This window comes from Candidatus Pantoea bituminis (assembly GCF_018842675.1).
Taxonomy (GTDB): Bacteria; Pseudomonadota; Gammaproteobacteria; order Enterobacterales; family Enterobacteriaceae; genus Pantoea; species Pantoea phytostimulans.
The window spans coordinates 875,969-900,217 of record NZ_JAGTWO010000004.1 but is presented as its reverse complement, the minus strand read 5'-3'; the positions used below and the strand labels follow the sequence as shown (position 1 = coordinate 900,217).

At 52.2% G+C, this 24,249-nt stretch carries 16 protein-coding genes and 5 pseudogenes; 6 read left to right on the top strand and 15 right to left on the bottom strand.

Annotated features, from left to right (window positions below; genetic code table 11):
• The first annotated feature begins 70 nt into the window (after positions 1-70).
• From KQP84_RS25280 to KQP84_RS08000, 3 genes and pseudogenes are all read left to right on the top strand, one after another.
• Positions 71-255: pseudogene (locus KQP84_RS25280) on the top strand (YfgG family protein).
• Between the two features lie 123 nt (positions 256-378).
• Positions 379-1,812, top strand: a complete 1,434-nt coding sequence (mgtE, locus tag KQP84_RS08005) for a magnesium transporter (RefSeq protein WP_215845880.1) — start codon at positions 379-381, stop codon at positions 1,810-1,812.
• Positions 1,813-1,839: 27 nt separating this feature from the next.
• Entirely contained in the window at positions 1,840-2,019 is a 180-nt protein-coding gene (locus KQP84_RS08000) for a GDFGVC terminal motif YodC-like protein (protein ID WP_215848229.1), read from the top strand.
• 34 nt (positions 2,020-2,053) lie between these two features.
• Here the strand turns inward: KQP84_RS08000 and KQP84_RS07995 are convergent.
• The 3 genes and pseudogenes from KQP84_RS07995 to guaB form a co-directional block, all read right to left on the bottom strand.
• Positions 2,054-2,826, bottom strand: a pseudogene (locus KQP84_RS07995) (DUF3750 domain-containing protein).
• A 102-nt stretch (positions 2,827-2,928) separates the two neighbouring features.
• Entirely contained in the window at positions 2,929-4,509 is a 1,581-nt protein-coding gene (gene guaA / locus KQP84_RS07990; RefSeq protein ID WP_215845878.1) for a glutamine-hydrolyzing GMP synthase, read from the bottom strand.
• 71 nt (positions 4,510-4,580) lie between these two features.
• Positions 4,581-6,047, bottom strand: coding sequence for an IMP dehydrogenase (guaB, locus tag KQP84_RS07985; RefSeq protein ID WP_215845877.1), 1,467 nt, complete (start codon positions 6,045-6,047; stop codon positions 4,581-4,583).
• 168 nt (positions 6,048-6,215) lie between these two features.
• Between guaB and xseA the strand changes: the two genes are divergently transcribed.
• The 3 genes and pseudogenes from xseA to KQP84_RS07970 all read left to right on the top strand — a co-directional run bounded on the left by xseA (position 6,216) and on the right by KQP84_RS07970 (position 8,978).
• Positions 6,216-7,589, top strand: coding sequence for an exodeoxyribonuclease VII large subunit (xseA, locus tag KQP84_RS07980; RefSeq protein ID WP_215845875.1), 1,374 nt, complete (start codon positions 6,216-6,218; stop codon positions 7,587-7,589).
• Between the two features lie 17 nt (positions 7,590-7,606).
• Positions 7,607-8,650, top strand: a complete 1,044-nt coding sequence (locus KQP84_RS07975) for a M4 family metallopeptidase (protein ID WP_215845873.1) — start codon at positions 7,607-7,609, stop codon at positions 8,648-8,650.
• Positions 8,647-8,978: pseudogene (locus KQP84_RS07970) on the top strand (protealysin inhibitor emfourin). The gene KQP84_RS07975 and the pseudogene KQP84_RS07970 overlap by 4 nt, the downstream one beginning before the upstream one ends.
• Positions 8,979-9,025: 47 nt before the next feature.
• Here KQP84_RS07970 and KQP84_RS07965 read toward each other — a convergent pair.
• From KQP84_RS07965 to pbpC, 12 genes and pseudogenes are all read right to left on the bottom strand, one after another.
• Positions 9,026-11,034, bottom strand: a pseudogene (locus tag KQP84_RS07965) (membrane-bound PQQ-dependent dehydrogenase, glucose/quinate/shikimate family).
• A gap of 791 nt (positions 11,035-11,825) precedes the next feature.
• Positions 11,826-12,023: a zinc ribbon domain-containing protein gene (locus KQP84_RS07960; protein WP_215845872.1), complete on the bottom strand. Its 198-nt coding sequence runs from the start codon at positions 12,021-12,023 to the stop codon at positions 11,826-11,828.
• A gap of 72 nt (positions 12,024-12,095) precedes the next feature.
• Entirely contained in the window at positions 12,096-13,583 is a 1,488-nt protein-coding gene (der, locus tag KQP84_RS07955; protein ID WP_215845870.1) for a ribosome biogenesis GTPase Der, read from the bottom strand.
• A gap of 172 nt (positions 13,584-13,755) precedes the next feature.
• Positions 13,756-14,937, bottom strand: coding sequence for an outer membrane protein assembly factor BamB (gene bamB / locus KQP84_RS07950; RefSeq protein WP_215845869.1), 1,182 nt, complete (start codon positions 14,935-14,937; stop codon positions 13,756-13,758).
• Between the two features lie 19 nt (positions 14,938-14,956).
• Positions 14,957-15,574, bottom strand: a complete 618-nt coding sequence (locus tag KQP84_RS07945) for a YfgM family protein (protein ID WP_215845868.1) — start codon at positions 15,572-15,574, stop codon at positions 14,957-14,959.
• A 39-nt stretch (positions 15,575-15,613) separates the two neighbouring features.
• Positions 15,614-16,888, bottom strand: a complete 1,275-nt coding sequence (gene hisS / locus KQP84_RS07940; protein ID WP_215845867.1) for a histidine--tRNA ligase — start codon at positions 16,886-16,888, stop codon at positions 15,614-15,616.
• A 103-nt stretch (positions 16,889-16,991) separates the two neighbouring features.
• A complete protein-coding gene (gene ispG, locus KQP84_RS07935; RefSeq protein ID WP_215845866.1) occupies positions 16,992-18,113 on the bottom strand; it encodes a flavodoxin-dependent (E)-4-hydroxy-3-methylbut-2-enyl-diphosphate synthase in 1,122 nt (373 codons plus the stop codon).
• Between the two features lie 37 nt (positions 18,114-18,150).
• Positions 18,151-19,143 (bottom strand): cytoskeleton protein RodZ, encoded by a 993-nt coding sequence (rodZ, locus tag KQP84_RS07930; protein ID WP_215845865.1) that lies wholly within the window; start codon positions 19,141-19,143, stop codon positions 18,151-18,153.
• Positions 19,133-19,879: a type IV pilus biogenesis/stability protein PilW gene (gene pilW, locus KQP84_RS07925; protein ID WP_215845864.1), complete on the bottom strand. Its 747-nt coding sequence runs from the start codon at positions 19,877-19,879 to the stop codon at positions 19,133-19,135. Before pilW ends, rodZ begins: the two co-directional genes overlap by 11 nt.
• A gap of 81 nt (positions 19,880-19,960) precedes the next feature.
• On the bottom strand, positions 19,961-21,130 hold the full coding sequence (gene rlmN, locus KQP84_RS07920; protein ID WP_215845863.1) for a dual-specificity RNA methyltransferase RlmN: 1,170 nt from the start codon (positions 21,128-21,130) through the stop codon (positions 19,961-19,963).
• Positions 21,131-21,314: 184 nt separating this feature from the next.
• The gene (ndk, locus tag KQP84_RS07915) at positions 21,315-21,746 is read right to left on the bottom strand and encodes a nucleoside-diphosphate kinase (RefSeq protein ID WP_003848684.1); all 432 of its coding nucleotides are present in this window, start codon (positions 21,744-21,746) and stop codon (positions 21,315-21,317) included.
• A 177-nt stretch (positions 21,747-21,923) separates the two neighbouring features.
• Positions 21,924-24,245, bottom strand: a pseudogene (pbpC, locus tag KQP84_RS07910) (peptidoglycan glycosyltransferase PbpC).
• Positions 24,246-24,249: the final 4 nt, after the last annotated feature.

The window sequence follows — 24,249 nt, the reverse complement described above, 5'->3', positions numbered from 1 at the left end:
ATTGATTTCATCCGGCGACTGTGACTAAATATTGCAATCGCCCATTTGGGTCATTACAGGAACCACCCGCGTGAACAGCGCTTTATCCCCTCGAAGACGTCAGAAAACCGGTACCATGACCCGGATTGTTCTGTTGATCAGTTTTATCATCCTTGTTAGTCGCCTGATTTTTCTCCTGCCTGCTGCTTTCGAACATCATCAGCAAAAAAATCCATGCATGAACCGGTAAGCCTTAGCGTCAACACTTCCCGTTAGCTAAATGTGTTTTTCACATGAATAAGTAAAACGCTGTCCAAATGACAGTGTGATTTTTTGCATCCCTTTTGCAAACGAAACGCTACACTTCGTGCTGGTGCTTTCAGACAAAAGGGACTCAATGTGTCTGCCTCTCACTCTCAACTTTTAAGTGAAATACGTCATCGTATTCTGACGCTGCTGCTCAATGAGCACGATCTGGTTGATGCGCTGCTGGAGAAATCCACCGACTTCAGCCCTGAACAGCAACGTGAAAATTCGATTCAACGCGAAAAGCTCGAACAGGATATTATCCAACTGCATGCCGCAGATTTGGCCGATATTCTTGAAGCGTTACCCGAAGAAGAACGCCAGGCGTTGTGGCGTTTAGTGCCGAATGAACGACGCGGTCATGTATTAGTTGAAGCCTCTGAAACGGTCTGGGCCAGCCTGACCGAAGAGATGAGCGATCGCGATATTCTGCGCGCCATTGAGCCGCTGGATATTGATGATCAAGTCTGGCTGGCACGCTATCTGCCGCGCGATCTCACTGGACGCCTGCTCACCAAGCTGGAACCCGGATTGCGTGCTCGCATGCTCAACGTGGTGCAGTTTGACCGCGATCGCGTCGGGCGAGTCATGGATTTCAATATCCTGACGGTACGTGCCGATGTCACTTTAGCCACCGTGCAGCGTTTCTTACGTCATCGTAAGAGCATGCCGACCGGTACCGATAAACTGTTTATCACGACCAAAGAAAATCAGTTACTAGGCGAGTTGCCACTAACTGATATTCTGCTTAATCAACCGCAAAAACGTGTTTTTGAAGTGATGAACACGCGCCCCACGACCTTTCAACTCAATGACAAAGCCGAAGACGCTGCCAGCGCCTTTGAACGCTATAATTTAATATCCGCAGCGGTCATCGATGCCAAAGGCAAGCTTATTGGCCGCGTCACCATCGAAGACGTTATCGATTTGGTGAACGAAGAGAACGAAAGCAATATCCGTAAAATGGGCGGTATCAGCCAGGAAGAAGACGTTTTCGCGCCGGTGCGTAAATCTGTTCGCAATCGCTGGGCGTGGCTGGCACTTAATCTGTGTACCGCCTTTGTCGCCTCACGCGTTATCGGCTTGTTTGAGTCAACTATTTCACAACTGGTTGCGTTGGCAACGTTGATGCCAATTGTTGCCGGCATTGGCGGCAATACCGGTAATCAGACCATTACCATGATTGTTCGCGCCCTTGCTCTGCACCAGGTTGAGCCTGGTAACTTCTCTTTTCTGATTGTCCGTGAATTGGGCGTTGCCTTGATTAACGGTCTTTTCTGGGGTGGCATCATGGGCCTGGTAACGTGGCTGATGTATGACAATGTTGCGCTGGGTGGCGTGATGATGCTGGCGATGGTGCTTAACCTGCTGCTTGCAGCATTAATGGGCGTGCTGGTGCCCTTGGTGATGACCAAAATGAAGCGCGATCCGGCGATTGGTTCCAGCGTGTTGATTACCGCTATCACCGATACAGGCGGCTTCTTTATCTTCCTTGGCCTGGCAACCGTTTTCTTAATAAACCATTGATTCACATAACAACAGGATGGAGAAATGATGTTTAATATTGATGATTTTGTACAAGCAAAAACCGGTGGACCAAAGATGTTAGTTCTGCGAGTGGAAGGCGATACGTTATGGTGCGCACGCGTAGACGACGCGACAAAAAAGGAAATTGAAGTAAAGGCCGACAGCGTGAATGTGTATCACGAAGACGGTGATTTCGGCGTCTGTTAATCAAAAAAGCCCCGCTTTTACGGGGCTTTTTGCATTACGGATTATCTTGCTGAAGGTTGTCATTACCTATCCCGCCAATGAACGGTAAACGCAGACGAAATGGCGTAAAATCCAGCCCCATATTCAAGCCTAAAATGTTAAGTTCAAAGCCCTCTTCCGCACCAAGCGTAATGCCCGCCACGCCCAAAACAGAGACTTGCACACCTCTGCCAGACGGCGGCAAGCCAATCGGGCGCCACAGCGGACGGTAATCTTTTCCCAACGCATTAGCGGGCAGATCCAGTTTTAGCGCAGGAACGTCGCGGCCAATGTGCGCCAGAAAAGTGTTGCTGTTGGGCCCAGGCCACGCATGATATGTCTGCGGCCAGGGATACGATTTAATGGCTGCTTCAATCTGAGGAATCATCGCTTCAGCCTCAGGTCCGCGATGATTTACCAGCAAGCGCGGTTTCGCACCGTACCAATATCCATCGGCGATATTGGTGTTGCGTCGTACTTTATCCCCGCTGCCCCAACTGATCACCTCGTAGCGGTTGTATTGCGTTTCCCGGCACGTTTAAAGATAATCCATGGATGCACCGCCACCGCGCCCTTCCAGCCATAGGTCGGCGCAGCATAAACCTGCACAATCGCTAAGTTGGCGTAAGCACGTGGATCGGGCGCAATCCCGGCAGAATCACGTCGTGCAGACCACCAGCCGCCCTGACTTGGCGCGTCACTATGCCGTGTCGCCTGCGCAATACTTGCACCCAGTGATAGCAGCAATACAGCAAGAAAACAGAGACTGAACACTTTTAGTGGAAGCATGAGGTATCCCGGTAAGTAAAGGCAGAGAAAGAAAATCGCCAGTCAATCTGGCGATTGAACTGGCGATTTAATCATCAACACATCTCAGGATAAGTCAGAAACTTATTCCCATTCAATGGTCGCCGGTGGTTTGCCGCTAATATCGTAAACGACGCGGGAAATACCGTTAACTTCATTGATAATGCGGTTGGAAACGCGGCCAAGGAACTCATAAGGCAGGTGCGCCCAATGTGCGGTCATGAAGTCGATGGTTTCAACAGCACGCAGCGAAACAACCCAGTCATATTTACGGCCATCGCCCATCACACCCACTGAACGTACCGGCAGGAACACGGTAAATGCCTGGCTGACTTTGTTGTAGAGATCGGCTTTGTGCAGCTCTTCGATGAAGATCGCATCGGCACGACGCAGCAGATCACAATACTCTTTCTTCACTTCGCCCAGCACGCGCACGCCCAAACCTGGACCCGGGAACGGATGGCGGTAAAGCATGTCGTAAGGCAGGCCCAACTCCAGACCAATTTTGCGCACTTCGTCTTTGAACAGCTCTTTCAGCGGCTCAACCAGACCCAGCTTCATCTCTTTCGGCAGGCCACCCACATTATGGTGTGATTTAATCACATGGGCTTTACCGGTAGCGGAAGCAGCAGACTCGATAACATCAGGATAAATGGTACCCTGCGCCAACCATTTCACTTCAGTCAGCTTGGTCGCTTCTTCGTCAAACACTTCAACGAACACGCGGCCAATGGTTTTGCGTTTAGCTTCTGGCTCGTCAATACCTGCCAGCGCGTCAAGGAAGCGCATCTCAGCCGGTACGTGAATGATGTTCAGACCGAAGTGGTCACCAAACATATCCATTACCTGCTCTGCTTCATTGAGGCGCAGCAAACCGTTGTCGACAAATACGCAGGTCAGGCGCTCGCCAATGGCGCGGTGCAGCAGCATAGCGGTAACGGAAGAATCCACGCCACCTGATAAGCCAAGAATGACTTTATCGTCACCAATCTGCACACGCAGACGTTCAACAGCGTCTTCGATGATTTTTGCCGGTGTCCACAGCGCTTCACATGCACAGATATCGATGATGAAACGCTCAAGCATACGCAGACCCTGACGCGTGTGCGTCACTTCTGGATGGAACTGCACGCCGTAAAAACGTTTCTCTTCATTGGCCATGATGGCAAACGGACAGGTTTCAGTGCTGGCAACGGTCACGAAGTCAGCGGGGATTGCCGTGACTTTGTCACCGTGGCTCATCCACACATCCAACAGCGGCTTGCCTGTGGCGCTGATCGCATCTTCGATGTCGCGAACCAAGGCACTTTTGGTGGTCACTTCAACCTGAGCATAACCAAATTCACGCTCGTTAGATCCTTCAACTTTGCCACCCAGCTGAATCGCCATGGTCTGCATGCCGTAGCAAACGCCCAGCACCGGTACGCCAGCAGTGAAGACATATTCAGGTGCGCGTGGGCTGTTGAGTTCGGTAGTGCTTTCCGGGCCGCCGGAAAGGATGATGCCGCTGGGATTGAACTGGCGGATCTGCTCTTCGGTGACATCCCATGCCCAGAGTTCGCAATACACACCCAGTTCACGTACGCGGCGTGCAACCAGTTGAGTATATTGAGAACCAAAATCGAGAATCAGAATGCGATGCTTATGGATATTTTCCGTCGTCATTGAGGTGTTTCCAGAACGGTGACTTGATAATAAAAGCGCCCGGATTGAGCCGGGCGGGAAATCTTACGGGATTATGAACCCATGCGGTAGTTCGGTGACTCTTTGGTGATGGTCACATCATGTACGTGGCTTTCATTGATGCCCGCGCCGCTGATGCGAACAAATTCAGCTTTGGTACGCAGATCGTCAATGGTTGGGCAACCGGTCAAACCCATGCAAGAGCGCAAGCCGCCCATCTGCTGGTGAACGATCTCTTTCAGACGACCTTTATAAGCTACGCGACCTTCGATGCCTTCCGGCACCAGTTTGTCTGCGGCGTTGTCAGTCTGGAAGTAACGGTCAGATGAGCCTTTAGACATCGCACCCAGTGAACCCATACCACGATAAGATTTGAATGAACGGCCTTGATACAGCTCGATTTCACCAGGTGATTCTTCAGTACCCGCCAGCATGGAGCCGACCATCACACACGATGCGCCCGCTGCGATAGCTTTCGCAATGTCGCCTGAGAAGCGAATGCCGCCATCAGCAATAACAGGAATGCCGGTCCCTTCCAGGGCTTCTACCGCGTCGGAAACTGCAGTGATCTGAGGAACACCCACACCGGTAACGATACGCGTAGTACAGATTGAGCCAGGGCCGATACCGACTTTTACTGCGCTCACACCTGCTTCTACCAGCGCTAATGCGCCCGCTCCGGTTGCCACGTTACCGCCAAGGATTTCGAGATCGGGGTATTTTGCGCGGGTTTCGCGAATACGCTGAAGTACCCCTTCAGAGTGTCCATGGGAGGAGTCGATAAGCAGCACGTCAACACCTGCCGCCACCAGCGCATCAACACGCTCTTCGTTGCCAGCACCGGCACCAACAGCAGCACCCACACGCAGACGGCCTTGAGCGTCTTTACAGGCGTTTGGTTTACGTTCTGCTTTCTGGAAGTCTTTTACAGTGATCATGCCCAGCAGGTGGAAGCTATCATCCACCACCAGCGCTTTCTCAACACGTTTTTCATGCATTTTTTGCAGAACCACGTCACGCGCTTCGCCCTCTTTCACCGTCACTAAACGCTCTTTTGGCGTCATGACCGCAGAAACAGGCTGCGTTAAATCAGTCACAAAGCGAACGTCACGACCGGTAATAATACCAACCAGTTCATTGCGGGTGTTTACAACCGGGTAGCCTGCAAAGCCATTGCGCTCAGTCAACGCCTTCACGTCTGCCAGCGGGGTAGTTGGCAGCACGGTTTGTGGTTCGGTTACTACGCCGCTTTCATGTTTTTTAACTTTGCGAACTTCATCCGCCTGGCGTTCAATCGACATATTTTTGTGAATGAAGCCCAGGCCACCTTCCTGCGCCAGCGCGATGGCCAAGCCCGCTTCAGTCACGGTATCCATGGCAGCGGAAAGCATAGGAATGTTTAAACGGATATTTTTGGTCAGCTGAGTGCTGAGGTCAGCCGTATTTGGCAAGACGGTGGAGTGTGCAGGAACGAGCAAAACGTCGTCGAAAGTGAGTGCTTCTTTAGCGATTCTTAACATGGCAATACTCCACCTCGGGTGAATGAGAATAGATAAAATATTGCCGCGGCATTATACAGGCCGTAATCGATTGCCTCCAGCTTTATTTAAGAAAAAGTCTTGATCCGCTGTATCAGCCCTGTAGTATCGACTAATTAACCTGCTGATTTGGAATTTGATCTTCGTCACATGTCGCTACCTCCAACTGCCAATATTTTTACTGTCAGCCGCCTCAATACCACGGTGCGTCAGCTACTGGAAAAAGAGATGGGCCTGGTTTGGCTGAGCGCGGAGATCTCAAACTTCACTCAACCCGCTTCGGGTCACTGGTACTTCACGCTTAAAGATGACGGCGCCCAAGTACGCTGCGCCATGTTCCGTAACAGTAATCGTCGCGTTACCTTTCGTCCGCAACACGGACAGCAGGTTTTAGTCCGCGCCAATATTACGCTGTATGAACCACGCGGCGACTATCAGCTCATTATCGAAAGCATGCATCCCGCAGGTGAAGGTTTGTTGCAGCAGCAATTTGAGCTGCTGAAAACCAAGCTAGCGAGTGAAGGCCTGTTTGAGCCACAGCATAAACAAGCCTTGCCGGACCCGGCGAAACAGGTTGGCGTGATTACCTCTTCCACCGGCGCAGCGCTGCATGATGTGCTGCGTGTGTTGCATCGCCGCGATCCTTCCTTGCCCATTGTGATTTATCCGACCGTCGTTCAGGGTGTAGATGCCCCCGCCGCGATTGTTCGTGCGATTAAAATAGCAAACCTGCGCAACGAATGTGATGTCTTGATCGTGGGCCGCGGCGGTGGCTCACTGGAAGATTTATGGAGCTTCAACGATGAGCGTGTCGCACGCGCTATTTTTGCCAGCCGCATTCCTATCGTCAGTGCGGTAGGCCATGAAACTGACGTGACCATTGCCGATTTTGTTGCCGATCTGCGAGCACCAACGCCTTCTGCTGCCGCAGAAATTGTCAGCCGTAATCAGATTGAACTGCTGCGTCAGTTGCAGGCTCAGCAGCAGCGGATGGAAATGGCCATGGATTATTATCTGGCTCGTCAGCAGCGCCTGTTTAGTCGGCTGGATCATCGCTTGCAGCAACAACATCCACAGTTGCGTCTGGCGCGTCAGCAAACGGCCCTGTATCGCCTCCAGCAGCGTTTGGATGATGCCATTGACACACGTCTGCGTACGGCGACGCGCCAGCAAGATCGCTTAATGCAGCGGTTAAATGCGCAGCAACCTCAGCAGCGTCTGTTTCAGGCGCAGCAATCACTGCAAAACTGGCATTATCGTTTGCAACAAAGCATGGAAAAATTGTTGAACCACGATAAACAGCGCTTCGGCACCTTAGCCGCTCAGCTTGAAGGCGTTAGCCCTTTGGCCACGCTGGCACGTGGTTTTAGCGTCACCACCGATACCGCCGGCCAGGTAGTAAAAAACCGTGGTCAGCTTCATGAAGGCGATTTGCTTCGCACCCGACTCGATGATGGTTGGGTAGAAAGCCAGGTCACAAAGCTTCTGCCCGAAAAACCGCGTCGCCGCAAAACAACTTCCTGAGGTCGTTACTATACTTTTTGGCACATTCATCGTGCCAAGGAGTTGGAAATGGCTTTCAGTGTTATTCCCCTTACATCTTAAGCAAAATCATTGCGCACGGTTCTGGCCATCAGCAGGAAGAAGCGCGCCGTACATTAACCCATGTCCAACATTTGATGGCTGAACCCTGGCATAAACCCACTGGGGTAAAAACCGCTGTAGGCGGTCAGGTCGAACGTGAAATTTACGACGCGCAAAATGAGCAAACGCTGCCAGGCAAACTGATTCGTCAGGAAGGTCAGTCGTCAAATGGTGACATTGCGGCTGAAGAAGCCTGGAATTATCTTGGCACCACCTATGATTTTTTCTGGCAGGTTTATAAGCGTAACTCCCTCGATAACCAAGGGCTTAAGCTGCCAGGCACCATTCATTACGGCAAAAATTATCAGAACGCCTTCTGGAATGGTCAGCAAATGGTGTTTGGTGATGGCGACGGTGAGATTTTTAATCGTTTTACTATCGCTATTGATGTGGTCGCCCATGAACTCGCGCACGGCGTGACTGAAAATGAAGCCGGGTTAATCTATTTTGAGCAGGCTGGCGCATTGAATGAGTCACTTTCAGACGTGTTCGGCTCACTGGTCAAACAGTTCAGCAAGAAGCAGAGCGCCGATCAGGCTGACTGGATTATCGGTGAAGGCTTGTTGGCAGAGGGCATCAATGGTCGTGGATTACGTTCCATGTCAGAACCCGGCACGGCTTATGACGATCCGATGCTTGGCAAAGACCCGCAACCCGCACATATGAATGATTACATTCAGACCCGCGATGATAATGGCGGCGTGCATCTCAATTCTGGTATCCCTAATCGCGCTTTTTATCTCGCGGCAAAAGCGCTGGGTGGTTATGCATGGGAACTGGCTGGTCAGGCCTGGTACGACACCTTGTGCGATAAAGAGCTGCCACAGGATGCCGATTTTAAAACCTTTGCTCAATTTACTGTGAAGCACGCTGAAAAGCGTTTCAATCGTTCAGTTGGCAGCGCAATTGAGAATGCATGGAAAGAGGTTGGCATATTATGAGTGATCTTCCCCCACTCACCGACGATGCGGTCATTGTCGTGGCACGTGAAGGCGGCATCGCTTTTTCCCGGGTCTACGCGGTGAGCGACGTTTCACGCTAGGCCAGCTTCCTGATCCGCAAAAGCAGCGCGTGTGTCATGTGCTTGAACAGGCAATGCCATTGGGCGAGCCGGAGGAGAAAGCCGCTCAGGTTGGGCGCGGGGATCAGCGCTATTTTCGTATTCAAATTCACTATGCCACGCATCAAGAGGTCGGTACCCTGGTCCTTTTGATACCGGAACAGGTTGCGCCACCCGAACTCGAATCGCTCTGGCGTGACGGCGAATAGCCATAAAAAAAGGCCGACATTGCTGTCGGCCTTTTCATTACTTCACATTACTTGTTATCAGGTAATGCGTAAGCAATTACGTAATCACCACGATCTGGCGACTGGCGTGCGCCACCGGCCGAGATGAGGATGTACTGCTTACCGGTTTTCGGTGAAACGTAGCTCATTGGGCCGCCTTGGCTGCCCACTGGCAGACGTGCTTTCCATACTTCTTTACCGGTTGAGCTGTCGAAAGCGCGCAGATAGTAATCCTGCGTACCGGCGATAAACACCAGCCCGCCCTGCGTCGCCAGCGTACCACCCAGCGTTGGCATACCGACTGGCATTTTCACGCGCATTTTGATGCCAAATGGACCGGTATCCTGCACGGTACCCACTGGCACCTGCCAAACAATTTTCTGCGTTTTCATGTCAATCGCAGAGAGCGTACCGAATGGCGGAGCCTGGCAAGGAATGCCCAGCGGTGACATAAAGCGGTTTTTGTTAACCGCATATGGCGTGCCTTTCAGCGGAACCGCGCCCATACCCGTATTGATGGCTTCACCGCCGTTGCTACCGCGTGAAATCTTACTGGTATCAGCTGGGATCATCTGCACCCACAGGCCCAGACGCATATCGTTAACGAACAACAGATTGTTATTCGGATCGGTCGACATGCTGCCCCAGTTCATCCCACCCAGTGAACCTGGGAAGCTCAGGGATTTATCCGTATCCGGTACAGTAAACAGCCCGTTATAACGCATTGATTTAAAGCCGATACGGCACACCAGCTGATCAAACGGCGTTGCACCCCACATGTCAGACTCTTTCAGCGTCTGGTTGCCAATCTGTGGCATACCGGTCGAATGAGGCTGAGTTTTGGTGTATTGCTCGTTCGGGATGTGGCCCTGCGGCATTGGCAGCTCTTCAACCTTGGTCAACGGCTTACCTGTCATGCGATCCAGCACAAAAATCATGCCAGTCTTACCACCGATAACCACAGCAGGTTTCGTGCTACCGTCCTTCATCGGGAAATCGATCAGGCTAGGCTGCATCGGTAAGTCAAAGTCCCACAGATCGTTATGAACGGTCTGATAAACCCACTTCTCTTTACCGGTAGTCGCATCCAGTGCCAGCACAGAGGCGCCATATTTGTGGTCAAGCTCGTTACGGTTAGCCCCCACAAATCCACTGACGAACTGCCCATTGGGATAAACACGGTGTTCATAGCCGGATCATAGGACATAGGTGCCCAAGAGTTCGGCGTGCTGCGTGCAAAATCTTTACCTGGCATCAGGATCGCATTCGGATCCACATTACCTGGATCGAACGCCCAACGCATTTTACCGGTGATAACGTCAAATCCACGCAGTACGCCACCAGGCATATCGGTTTGAACGTTATCCGCCACGCGACCACCAACGACAACGGTGGTGCCCGCAAGCGTCGGGGCAGAAGTCAGCTGATATTGTGGATCAGGCGCCTGGCCCAGACCCGCTTTCAGATCGACCTGACCGTTGTTGCCAAAGCCCTGGCACAATTCGCCGTTGTCAGCATTGATAGCAATCAGGCGCGCATCGATCGTATTCATCAGGATACGGCGCTGACAGGTATCGCCGGCTGGCAAATTCACCGCAGTCACTGGCGTTGAGTCCGGTTTTGACGGCTGGGTCAAAGGTTTGGTCGCATCAAAGTACGCCAGACCGCGGCAGCGAGGCCATACTTCAGCCTGTGCATTGATCTCACGTTTCCAAATCTGCTTACCGCTGTCTGCTTCTACTGCAATGACGTTGTTATGCGGAGTACAGATATAGACCGTGTTTCCTACCTGCAACGGCGTTTCCTGATCTTCTGCACCGTTACCGGTTGGGCTGTCTGGAATATCACCCGTGCGGAAAGTCCAGGCAACCTGAAGGTCTTTTACGTTGTCGCGGGTGATCTGATCCAATGCAACAAAGCGGCTGCCTTCCGGCGTATTGCCATAATTATCCCAGTCTTTCTGTTGTTTCGCTTTATCAACAGGGATAAGCGGCAACTGCTCGCCAGTGGCGGCGACAGTCGGATGAGGCTGGAACATTTGAACAAATGTCACCACCATACCCACAGCTAACACGGCAGACAGCACATAAGAAATCTTAGCCAGCGAGGCTTTGCCTTCGCGCTTACGCAGTGCAGGCCACGTTAAGAAGGCTAAGATCATCAGCCCTGTTGGTACCATTAGACGCGAAACCAGCGGCCAGAACACCAAACCAGCGTCAAAAAGCGACCAAATCAAGGTGCCGACAAACATCAGCAGAAACAGCGTCACTGCGGAAGATTTACGGCGGAAGAACTGAATCGCCGACAAAATCGTGACGATACCCGCAATTAAGAAGTACCAGCTTCCGCCAAGACCGACGAGTTTACCGCCGCCGATAGCGAAGAACAGACCGATGGCAAGCAGCACCAGTCCGAGCAGTACAGACCATATTCCCAATCCTTTGCCGGAGCGGGACGATGTTTCAGCCATAACACTAACTCTCCTGAAAAAATAAAGCACCCGCGCCTCAGTAAACGAATGAAGACGTAACTGAGGCTAATGCATTGGATATCACTTTATTTTAAATCGAATTTGAACGGACTCGCGTCCGTGATGCAGGCTATGTGAGCCAGTAGACATAAAGAATCGTCTGGCTCTGCCTCACAAAGCGGCAGGATTGTACCACTTGGTACATTAAGAGGTGAACATCTATAACGCGGTAGTTACGATGCAATAGCATTTTTGCTACAAAGATGAGGTTAAGTGTTTAAAATTACACGCTTCCCGCCAACGGCGGCGTTTTGTTTATAGAAGTAAAAAAATGTGTCACGCGCTAAGGGGTATAAATTTCACTCTTTTTTGGAAATTAACCCATGACCCTGAGGGCAAAAGTAATCCACTGCACCGCACGCTTTTAGTACGTTCAGTGGCTGGAGACAATCTGGACAGACCGCTTGTGCCGGCAAATGGAAGTCGCATGCTTCACAAATAAACGCACCTTCACTCAGCGTTAGCGTCTGCTGACATTTTTCACACGTTACATTCATAACCGCACCTCGCCTTATGAGTTGGCTGCTCAAACCAAAAAAGAGGGCCAATTGGCCCTCTTTTATTAACGCTTATTTTTTATTTTTCTTGAGGTGCGCCATCAAACGTTTACGTTTACGCATCTGCGTTGGATTAAGCAGGTTACGTTTACCTTCGTACGGGTTATCACCCTCTTTGAACTGAATACGAATCGGCGTTCCCATCACATTCAGAGAACGACGGAAGTAGTTCATCAGGTAGCGCTTGTAAGAGTCTGCCAGGTCTTTCACCTGATTACCGTGGATCACGACGATTGGCGGATTATAACCACCAGCATGCGCATACTTGAGCTTCACGCGACGACCACGTACTAACGGCGGCTGATGATCTTCAGCAGCCATGTTCATGATACGCGTCAGCAACGAGGTGTTAACACGTTTAGTCGAACAGTCGTAAGCTTCGGTAATCGATTCAAACAGATTACCCACGCCGCTGCCATGCAGCGCAGAAATAAAGTGGATGCGAGCGAAATCGATGAAGCCCAAACGGAAATCGAGCGTCTCTTTCACTTCGTCACGCACTTCCTGTGACAGGCCATCCCATTTATTGACTACGATCACCAATGAGCGCCCACTGTTCAGAATGAAGCCCAGCAGGGAGAGATCCTGATCAGAAATACCGGTACGCGCATCGATCACCAACATCACCACGTTAGCGTCTTCAATCGCTTGCAGCGTTTTAATGACTGAAAATTTCTCTACGGTATCGGAGATTCTGGCGCGCTTACGCACACCTGCAGTATCGATGAGTACGTATTCGCGCCCATCACGCTCCATTGGGATATAAATGCTGTCTCGCGTCGTGCCCGGCATATCGTATACCACCACGCGATCTTCGCCGAGGATACGGTTAGTCAGGGTAGATTTACCGACGTTAGGACGCCCTACAATAGCCAGCTTGATTGGCAAACCGGTTGGGTCGAATTCTTCCTCTTCCTCTTCCGCCAGCTCATCGCTCTCTTTCGCCGCCAATGCTGCCCAGTAAGCTTCGTTTTCTTCCTCTTCCGTGACTTCAACTGGCTCAACCTGCTCCATCCACGGCAACAGCGCGGTTTCTAACAGGCTGGTGACACCGCGGCCATGGGAAGCAGCGATAGCGTGAATCTCACCCAAACCCATCGAGTAGAAATCGACAACGGCTGAATCAGGATCGAGTCCGTCAGTTTTGTTCGCGACCACGAAAGTGGCTTTGCGACGTGAACGCAGATGATTTGCGATCTGTTGATCAGCTGGCATCATGCCTGCACGTGCATCCACCATAAAAAATACGACGTCAGCTTCTTCAATCGCGAGCAATGATTGCCCCGCCATACGCACTTCGACACCATCTTCAGTACCGTCAATACCGCCGGTATCGATGACAATAAATTCGCGCCCTTCCACTTCGGCGCGACCATATTTGCGATCGCGAGTCAGTCCAGGAAAATCCGCTACCAGCGCATCACGTGTGCGGGTTAAGCGGTTAAATAGCGTAGATTTTCCCACATTGGGACGCCCAACTAGCGCGACCACAGGTACCATAACAATGCCTCAATAAATAATTAATCGCCTGAATGGCGTGATTATAACGGTTCTTGCCGCTAAGTTCAGGCTTAAGGCGCAAAGAATACCATGCCTGACTAAAAACGAAACGGCCCCTGATCAGTCAGGAGCCGTTTTCATGGAAGGATTTCACCTACCTGACGCTTACCCTTTAGCGGGTAATCGCATAAACCTCACCATCTTTTGCCTGGATCAGTAACTTGTCGCTGGCCACCACGGGTTCTGTCTGGAAGCCAGAGCTGTCCAGCTTCTGCTGGGCAACAAAGCGGCCATCCGTGGTGTTCATCCAGTGCAGATAACCTTCGCTGTCACCCACAACGATGTAGCCGTTGTACAATACTGGCGACGTTAGGTTACGGTGCAGCAGATCGCTTTGACGCCAAATCGCTACGCCACCATCTGTGTTCAACGCAATAACGCGGTCATCCTGATCAACCAGGTAAATGCGCCCCGCATCAACAATCAGATCTTTCACACCGCCGATTTCACGTTTCCACAAAATCTGACCTGAACGCAGATCTAACGCCGTTAAATCACCGTTGTAAGCCAGGGCGTAAACCACACCGTTAGCGACAACAGGCGTAGTATCAACATCGTTGAGACGATCAATTTCAGTTGCGCCACTTGGCTGCGAAATACGTTGCTGCCAAATCAACTGCCCCTGATTCAAGATCACCGCGCTGACGCGGCCGTTATCGCCGCCAACAATCGCACCGCCGAACGCCACGGCTGGCGCAGATTCACCACGCAGAGAGAGTGCAGGCATATCAAGGTTGACGCTCCACTTGATTGCGCCGCTGCTCTGATCCAGACCCTGCAACATGCCGTTGCTGGTATGAACCAGCACTAAACCATCGCTGACAACCGGACGTGATAGCGCTTCGCCAGCCACTTTAGTTTGCCAGGCAACCGCGCCGTCGCTGCTGTTTAATGCATAAACCTGTCCGCGCTCGCTGCCAACATAAACGCGATCGCCATTCGCTGTCAGGCCGCCGGAGAGCAAGGCTGAGCGATTACTGGAAAAGAAGCCGGTTTTCTCAGAAAGATCGATTTTCCATTTTTCTTTCCCGTTTGCTGCATCTAACGCTTTCACGATACCGAAGCGGTCGGCAGCATAAACGGTGCCATCCAGCCAGGCAGGATGCAGATTGGAATAGAAATCACCAATGCCATCGCCAACCGATGTGCTCCACGCTTCTTGTGGTGTGAATTGGTTTTCGACCTTAGGCAACGGGGCCATTTTTACTACATCTTCTTCGCCGCTAAACAGCGAACAACCGCTGAGCAAAGTGACTGAAATCAGCCCCGGCAGCAGGTATTTACGTAATTCCATGCGCTCTCTCTCGACTGGCTTAGCTTAAGTTATTCATCTTCATCTGCATCATTTGCTTCAATGCCGGAGAGGCGTCAGATTCTACCCCTTTACTCCATGCATCGCGCGCGCCCTGCTTGTCGCCTTTGCTCAGCAGCGCTTCGCCGCGAATGTCGGCGACAATGGCTGTCCAGCCATCACCCTTTACACCGTCAAGGGTTTTAAGCGCCGCATCAGCTTGATTCTGTTGCAGTTGAATGCGAGCCAGGCGCAGGTTAATGACTGCCTGCAGGTTGGCATCTTTAGTATCTTTCAGGCCGTTCTGTAACTGCGTTGCCGCTTTATCGAGCTGGTTGCTGTCAACATACTGTTTTGCCACATCCATAGAAGCCAGCGCACCGTAAGTGTTGCTGTTTTCATTGGCAAAGTTGCTGACAGCTTCCAGCGTCTGAGGCTTATCTGCCTGCATAGCGCTGGTAAGCTGCTGATACTGTGCCGAAACGGCTTTGGCCGAGCTTTCTTGCTGACTCGCCCAATAGCGCCAGCCACCCAACGCGGCAATGCCGATCACTACGCCAACGGCTAACGCCTTGCCATTGTTGGCAAAAAAGCGGCGAAGCGCATCAACCTGTTCGTTATCATTGCTATAAACTTCCACGCAATCCTTCTCCTTTCAATGGTCGTTGCTGTGACACGCTTACTGTAACAGCGTGCGCAATTCAGCAGCAGCCTCTGCCTGCGCCAGCGTTTGCTGATCGCCACTGCGCAGATCTTTAATCACCACCTGGCCAGCTTTCACTTCGTCTTCGCCCACGACCAGCGCGACGCGTGCGCCCCACTTATCAGCGCGTGCAAATTGCTTTTTGAAGTTGCCGCCACCGAAGTTGGTCATCAACTTCAGTTCTGGCACTTCATCACGCAGTTTTTCTGCCAGCTGCATCGCTGCTGACTGCACGCCCTGACCCGAAGCGATAACATAGACATCGACAACGCGAGTCGGTTCAAATTCAGGATTAACCGCCTGAACCAGTAACACCAGACGCTCCATGCCCATGGCAAAACCTACGGCTGGCGTAGCACGACCACCGAGCTGTTCAACCAGGCCATCATAGCGACCACCGCCACATACCGTGCCTTGCGAACCCAGGCTATCAGTAACCCATTCAATCACGGTGCGGTTGTAGTAATCGAGACCGCGTACCAGACGCTGGTTAACGGTATAAGCAATGCCTGCATCATCCAACAGCGCACAAAGACCATCAAAATGCGCTCGCGACTCGTCGTCGAGATAGTCGCCCAGTTTTGGCGCATCATTCAGTAATTGCTGGATATCAGGGTTTTTGCTATCTAATACGCGCATGGGATTGGTGTACATGCGGCGTTTGCAATCTTCGTCCAGCGTCTCTTTATGCTGTTCAAGGAACGCGACTAACGCATCACGATAATTGGCACGCGCTTCAAGTGAACCGATGGAGTTGAGTTCCAGGCGAACGTGATCGGCAATGCCCAACGCTTTCCACCAACGGGCATTAAGCATGATCAATTCAGCATCGATATCCGGTCCTTGCAGACCAAACACTTCGACGCCCATCTGGTGAAACTGGCGATAACGGCCTTTTTGCGGGCGCTCATAGCGGAACATCGGTCCCATGTACCACAAGCGCTGCTCTTGATTGTAAAGCAAACCGTGTTCGATGCCGGCACGCACGCAACCTGCGGTGCCTTCCGGGCGCAGCGTCAGACTTTCACCGTTGCGGTCGTCAAAGGAATACATCTCTTTTTCAACCACATCGGTGACTTCACCGATAGCGCGTTTAAATAACGGCGTTTGTTCAACGATCGGCATGCGAATTTCGCTGTAGCCATAGCTCGCCAGAACCTGTTTCAGAACGCCTTCAATCCGTTGCCAGATGGCTGTATCCGCAGGCAGATAATCGTTCATCCCGCGAATAGCTTGAATATTCTTCGCCACGTTAGAATCTCTTAATGCAAAAAACCTGTGCGGCATCATACCTTATGAGGATGAAACCGCACAGGTTCAGTCAAAAAGTCACGCGCGCAGTCTGCGCACGCCATTATTTTTCCAGGTGCTGTACGTCAATGCGACGGCTTTCGTCGAGCATTGAGGCTTTAGCGCGAATGCGCGCTTCCAGCTGATCGATCATATCGTCATTGTCGAGACGAACGCGCTGACGCACGCCATCTTCGTAAAAACCACTCTTCTTGCTGCCACCGGTTACGCCAAGCGTAGAAATAGTTGCTTCGCCTGGACCGTTGACGACACAGCCGATAATCGAAACGTCCATCGGCGTGATCAGGTCTTCAAGGCGTTGCTCCAGCGCGTTCACCGTGCCGATAACGTCAAATTCCTGACGCGAGCAGGTTGGGCAAGCGATGAAGTTGATCCCACGTGAACGAATACGCAGCGACTTCAAAATATCGAATCCGACTTTTACTTCTTCTACAGGATCGGCAGCCAGCGAAATACGCAGCGTGTCACCGATACCTTCTGAAAGCAGCAAGCCTAAGCCAATCGCTGATTTCACTGCACCTGCGCGTGCGCCGCCTGCTTCGGTAATACCGAGATGCAACGGTTGTTCAATTTGTTTTGCCAGCAGGCGATAAGATTCAACAGCCAGGAAAACGTCAGACGCTTTCACGCTGACTTTGAACTGATCGAAATTCAGGCGATCAAGGTGATCAACGTGACGCATGGCGGATTCGAGCAGCGCCTGCGGCGTCGGCTCGCCATATTTTTCCTGCAGATCTTTTTCCAGCGAACCGGCATTTACACCGATACGAATGGGAATGTTGTGGTCACGCGCGCAATCAACAACCATACGAATACGTTCGTTGTTGCCAATGTTACCTGGATTGATACGCAGACAATCGACGCCATATTCAGCGACTTTTAGTGCAATGCGATAATCAAAATGGATATCGGCGACCAGCGGAACGTCGACTTGCTGTTTAATCAGCTTGAACGCTTCGGCGGCATCCATTGTCGGCACGGAGATGCGAACAATGTCCACGCCTACGCGCTGAAGGGCTTTAATTTGATTAACTGTTGCAGCCACGTCGGTGGTGCGGGTATTGGTCATCGACTGAACGGCAATAGGCGCACCGTCGCCGATAGGCACCTTGCCGACGTAAATACGTTTAGATTTACGACGGATAATGGGTGCTTCGTTATGCATATTTCTTCTCCACAATTGCCCGGTACGCAATACGCTGTTATTGCGCACCTAATGTCAGGCGAGCAACCTGGTTAGTACGGATAAAACGACTCAAATCAACAGGCTGGTTCTGGTATTGCACCTGAACTGCTGATGGCGCGCCAATTTTCAGGCGATACGGCGCAGTTCCGGCAAGGCTAAGTTTACCGCCGCTGCGTTGCAATCCGCTGAACAATTTTTTACCGGTCGCGTCTGTGACTTCTAACCAGCAATCCGCGTTAAACGTCATAACAACGGCATTAGGATCGGTTGCTGGTTCACTTACTGCAGCGGCACCCACCGGCATTTGTGGTGCGGTTGGTGCTGCTGATGTGTTTACCGGCGGCTGGCTAGGTGAAACCACAGCATTATCTTGTGGCGACGGTACCGTGTTATTCGCGTTAGTCGCAGGTGCAGGCGTATTAGCAACGCTGTTTTCTGTTGCGGCAGGCGCGGTATTGCTTTCGTCTGGTGCGGCAGGCGCAGCGGTGTCATCCGCTCCGCCGTCGCCCGCGTTTTCACCCAACGGGATGGATTGACTGTTGTCACCGTTGCTGCTGCCGTTCTGATCGGCCATCGTGACCAGTTCATCTTGCGACGCTTTGTGGTTTTGCCACCACCAGGCGCCCGTCAGACCCACGACCACAAACAACACCAGCCAGGTGAAGATCATCAACCAACCGTCGCGCTTTTTGCGGCGCTTGCCCAAGGAGAAACTTTGCATCGGTTCGATTTTTGCTGCACGCACCGGCGTTTGTTTCGCCATCATTGGCAACAATTCCTCTTCAGGAATATGCACCAGACGTGCGTAAGAGCGAATGTATCCGCGCAAAAACGTTGAGGCTAAATCAGCAGGCGATTTATCTTCCTCAATGTCTCGTACGGTAGAAAGTTTCAGACACAGGCGTTCAGCAACGTTCTGCTGCGTCAGTCCCATCTGCTCACGGGCCAGACGCAGGCGTTCGCCTGTAGAATGTACTGCAGAGTTCTCTTGAGTGGCTTCAGTATTCATTAGCTAAATAACGCTGGTACTGTATCGATTGTGGAAAACGTCGCGCTAACTGGTCGCCATAACGAGTAATGTCTGCGGCATTTTCCTGTTGCGCGGCGAAACGTATGTATAACGCCAGACTGCGTGCCGTTTCTGGCAAACGTTGCTGGTAAATCTCTAACAATAACGGTGTGTTAACCGATTGGTGAGTCTCCACCAGCCTTTCAGCTTCGGCCAACATGGACTCTCCTTTGCCCCGATCCGCATCCAGCGCGTGCAGTATGGCTGAACGTGCTGACTCATCGTCCCCTGCCTGCAGATAACAATATCCCGACAGTTCGAAAGCATCGATGCGGGCGTCTCCTTCCTGCGCATCCATTGCCCGTTTAAACTGTTGATGCGCTTCGTCATACTGCCCTAAAGCGCAAAGAAACGCACCGTAATTGTTAGCAACGTATCCATTCTTTGGTGCCAGCCGCTGAGCCACAAGAAACTGTTCGGTCGCGGCAGCAGAATTTCCCTGTAGCCGTGCTAGTCGAGCCAGCGCCAAAGGCACCCGATAATCACGAGGCGCAGCAGCCTGAGCGCGCAGAAAGTTGCGCTGTGCTGCGGCATAATCTTCTACTGCTAAATAATGCATACCTAACTGTAGACGGACTTCTGCCGCACCAGGTTGTGGTGTATTGCTGACACAACCGCTTACAACAAACAGCGCCACTAATTTTGCTAACACACCTGTCGGTAATCCTTTACGCATTTTACTTCCCTCATGTCGCTTGATTAGCTGGCAGCAGCCTGCCACGAGCGACACCAACGGGGAATATTATGCGTCAGGGTTTCAGAGCGCCTTCACAGAGATCAGTTCGCCTGCCATTTTTTTCTTCAGGGTACGTTTGGTACGGTCAATGACTTCACCCGCCAGCTGACCACAAGCAGCATCGATATCATCGCCACGAGTTTTACGCACAATAGTGGTAAACCCGTAATCCATCAGGACTTTTGAGAAGCGGTCAATGCGGCTGTTTGAGCTGCGCCCATAAGGTGCACCCGGGAAGGGGTTCCATGGAATCAGGTTGATTTTACATGGCGTCTCTTTCAGCAGTGCGGCAAGTTCGTGCGCATCATCAGTGCTGTCATTAACGTGATCGAGTAAGACGTACTCGATGGTGACACGCCCCTGGTTAGCATTGGATTTTGCGATGTAGCGTTTTACCGCTGCCAGGAACATTTCAATGTTATATTTTTTATTGATTGGCACGATATCGTCGCGCAGTTTGTCGTTTGCGGCATGCAGCGAGATCGCCAACGCAACGTCAATCATATCGCCGAGTTTGTCGAGCGCAGGCACCACGCCAGAGGTGGAAAGCGTCACACGGCGTTTAGACAATCCAAAACCGAAGTCATCCAGCATGATTTCCATCGCCGGAACCACGTTGTTCAGGTTAAGCAGCGGTTCGCCCATGCCCATCATCACAACATTGGTGATCGGACGCTGGCCGGTCAATTTTGCGGCACCGACAATTTTTGCCGCGCGCCATACCTGACCGATAATTTCGGACACGCGCAGGTTGCGGTTGAAACCCTGTTGGGCAGTTGAACAGAATTTACACTCCAGCGCGCAACCTACTTGTGATGATACGCACAGTGTGGCGCGATCGCCTTCCGGGATGTACACGGTTTCCACCAGCTGATCGCCCACGCGGATCGCCCACTTAATGGTGCCATCGGCGGAGCGCCACTCTTCTGCCACTTCCGGCGCGCGGATCTCGGTCAGCTCCATCAACTTAGTGCGCAGCTTTTTGTTGATGTCAGTCATCTGCTCGAAATCATCGCAGCAGTAGTGATACATCCACTTCATAACCTGATCGGCACGGAAAGGCTTTTCGCCAAGCGAAAGGAAAAATTCGCGCATCTGCGGACGACTCAGATCCAGCAAATTAATTTTTTGGCTTTTTGGGGAAACAACAATGGGGGATGCGGACGATGGCGTCACAATCTGTTCGGACATAATGTTCTCTGGCCTCGTTGTTACACGTTATGGCTCTGGTTAAGAATAGGTAAAAAATTGCGCCCTCACTAAGAAAGCTTAATGAGGGCGCAATATTGTACAACATCTGCTGCCTGATGCCAGGCGGGATCGAAATCCTTACGCAGATTTTTGTAAAGCCAGCTATCCGTTTATCGCGAAGCGATTAACGAGTGCGTGGGCAAATTTCGTTTTCGCCGAAGAAGTAAGCGATTTCACGTGCTGCGGATTCTGCTGAATCTGAACCGTGAGTCGCGTTCTCAGTGAAGCTGTCAGCGTAGTCTGCACGCAGCGTGCCCGCCAGCGCGTTCGCTGGGTTGGTTGCGCCCATCAGATCGCGGTGACGCTGAACGGCATTTTCGCCTTCCAGCACTGAAACCACTACTGGACCAGAAGTCATGAACTCAACCAGACCGTCAAAGAAAGGTTTGCCCTGGTGCTCAGCATAAAAACCTTCAGCCTGCTCTTTGCTCAGCTGCAGCATTTTCGCGCCAACGATTTTGAAGCCTGCGCTTTCAAAACGGTTGTAGATTGCACCGATCACGTTTTTAGCGACGGCGTTTGGCTTGATGATAGAAAAAGTACGTTCGATTGCCATGATGACCTCTGTCTTGATGTCCTGAAGAAACCGGGAAGCGCACGCCCCGGCTAAGAAACGGCGCCGATTATAGGGGTTGAGTCAGGCATTGCCTATCAGAGATCCCATAATTTGTTGAAAAATATTGATCTCTGTCGAAGTAATGGCTCAGTAAGTGTGCAATCAGCCGGTTTGCCCTCATTGAACGGTAAAGTTCACCGAGGCGAGTTGACCGGTTTCATCCATCACCACCAATTGATATTCACCCGTGCTGTTCAGGGCCAGCGACTGCGTATTGGTTGGGCTCTCCTCTGCCAATGGCTCACCATTAAGAAACCACCAGCGTTGGTTTCCCTGACCGCCTTGCACCGTAACCGGTAAAACCAATGATGTTTTCCCGGGCAGTGGCTGCACGACCTGCCCCTCAATCACCCCGGTTAAAATCAGCGGCAGCACATTTCCCTGCTGTAGCGGTGGGCATTGCAGATCAATAGGCGGCAACCTTTGGCTGCGACGCTCAGCTTTTGCCAACCATGGCTCCAACGGCAGCGGCCACATAATTTGCTCGTGAGGTGTGGCTTGCGGACAATCCGCAGCAACACGTAACCCTTTGACATTTTGCCAGTAGCGCAGCCGCAAACCGCTAAATCCCTCCTGGCCAGGCGCAAGCAGCGTGGGTGGCAGCGTATTATCCAGCACCCAGCTTTGTCGCCGTTGTCGGCAGTTTGAGTCACCCGCCGGTAAAGGTTGTCCGCCAGGCCAGCAAATGCTCGCGCTGCTGACGGAAGCAGGACGCGGATCGCCCGGTGCGCGGTTGCCCGATAAGCGGCTCATCAGCACGCTATTCACCTGATTCAGTATCGGAATGGCGGTGGCAACGCCATATTGCCCTGCAACCGGGGTTGCATCGGGCCGTCCAACCCAGATTCCGATTAAATAACGTGGATTAATGCCTATCGCCCATGCATCACGATAGCCATAACTGGTACCGGTTTTCCACGCCAGCGGCACCACATCCGTCACAGTGCCATTTCCCGCGGGTTGTGCTTCACCGGCCAAAATGCGCCTTACAATCCATGCCGCGCCCGGCGAGAGCAAGGGACGCTCATGCAAAGGCTGATCCGCCAGCCAGCGCAAATTTGCCGCATTGCCATGACGAGCGAAAGCGCTGTAAGCCGCCAGCAGTTCATCCATGCGCGTGCCAGTGCCGCCAAGGATCAGCGAAAGATTGGGTTCTGCGGCGGGCGGAAAGCGCAAATTCAATCCTACGTTGCGCAAACGCGCAGTGACATTTTTGGCCCTAGCGCTTCCAACAGTTGCACTGCTGGCAGATTGAGCGAGCGTTCCAGCGCGTCACTGGCGCTGACCGGCCCATGAAACCCGCTATCAAAATTGCCGGGGCGATAGTTACCAAAACGGCGAGGAACATCCTGCAACAGTGATTCCGCATGGATCAATCCGTCATCCAATGCCATGCCATATATAAAGGGTTTGAGCACCGATCCTGGCGAACGCGCGCTGGAAATCATATCCACATGGCCAAAGCGGCTGTCATCGTTGAAATCGACTGAGCCAACGTAGCCACGCACCTTCATCGACGTATGATCCACCACGAGCATCGCTAACGAGCTCCGGGGCGGCAGTTGCGCTTTCAGGTTTTCTGCCACCCTCTCCAGTTCACGCTGCAATGCGGGATCGAGGGTTGAGACGATTTTGTTTTCGTGGGTTTGCGATAGCAAACGTCGCGCCAGCAGCGGCGCCATTTGTGGCATTTGGCGTGGCGGCAGCCAAACCGCTTCCTGCCTGATTTCTGCCACCTCTTTTGGGGTCCAAACGTGGTATTCAGCCAAACGATCCAGCACTTTGTTACGCGCTTTTTCTGCACGTTGCGGCCAGCGATCGGGACGTAAACGGCTGGGTGCCTGCGGTAATACCGTCAACAATGCCGCTTCGCCTTTGGTCAACTGTGAAGGCGGCTTACCCAACCAGCTCCAGCTTGCCGCACCCACACCTTCTAAGGTGCCGCCGAAAGGTGCTCGATTGAGATAAAGGGTTAAAATTTCCTGTTTAGAGAGATGCCATTCAAGCTGCACGGCACGCCACGCTTGAATGATTTTGCCACGCAGGGTACGCGGTTGAGGATCGACCAATCGCGCTACTTGCATCGTTAAGGTACTGCCACCCGAGATGATTTCACCGCTGGAGAGATCTTGCCAGGCGGCACGTATTAACGCGAATGGATTGATACCCGGATGGTGCCAGAACCAGCGATCTTCATAAGTCAGTAGGGCTTCTACGTAAGCGGGCGCGACATCTTCCGGCGTGACGGGATAACGCCAGATGCCCTGCCGATCGGCAAAGCGCCACAGCGGCGTGCCATCTTCCGCCACGACGACACGTGCAGGTTGCGCCTGATGCAAGGGAAGAGGGAATAACCGATCCAACGCCAAAGGAAGCGCGAATAATGTCAGAAAAAAGCGGCAGCCCGAGCCACCGCTTGTTGAAGTGCACGCGCTTCACCCGC

Excerpts from the sequence above, each read along its gene's own strand:
- ispG (WP_215845866.1), bottom strand. The coding sequence starts at position 18,113 with ATGCATAACGAAGCACCCATTATCCGTCGTAAATCTAAACGTATTTAC.
- der (WP_215845870.1), bottom strand. The coding sequence starts at position 13,583 with ATGGTACCTGTGGTCGCGCTAGTTGGGCGTCCCAATGTGGGAAAATCT.
- xseA (WP_215845875.1), top strand. The coding sequence starts at position 6,216 with ATGTCGCTACCTCCAACTGCCAATATTTTTACTGTCAGCCGCCTCAAT.
- guaA (WP_215845878.1), bottom strand. The coding sequence starts at position 4,509 with ATGACGACGGAAAATATCCATAAGCATCGCATTCTGATTCTCGATTTT.
- KQP84_RS08000 (WP_215848229.1), top strand. The coding sequence starts at position 1,840 with ATGTTTAATATTGATGATTTTGTACAAGCAAAAACCGGTGGACCAAAG.
- ndk (WP_003848684.1), bottom strand. The coding sequence starts at position 21,746 with ATGGCAATCGAACGTACTTTTTCTATCATCAAGCCAAACGCCGTCGCT.
- KQP84_RS07960 (WP_215845872.1), bottom strand. The coding sequence starts at position 12,023 with ATGAATGTAACGTGTGAAAAATGTCAGCAGACGCTAACGCTGAGTGAA.
- bamB (WP_215845869.1), bottom strand. The coding sequence starts at position 14,937 with ATGGAATTACGTAAATACCTGCTGCCGGGGCTGATTTCAGTCACTTTG.
- guaB (WP_215845877.1), bottom strand. The coding sequence starts at position 6,047 with ATGTTAAGAATCGCTAAAGAAGCACTCACTTTCGACGACGTTTTGCTC.
- pilW (WP_215845864.1), bottom strand. The coding sequence starts at position 19,879 with ATGCGTAAAGGATTACCGACAGGTGTGTTAGCAAAATTAGTGGCGCTG.
- rodZ (WP_215845865.1), bottom strand. The coding sequence starts at position 19,143 with ATGAATACTGAAGCCACTCAAGAGAACTCTGCAGTACATTCTACAGGC.
- rlmN (WP_215845863.1), bottom strand. The coding sequence starts at position 21,130 with ATGTCCGAACAGATTGTGACGCCATCGTCCGCATCCCCCATTGTTGTT.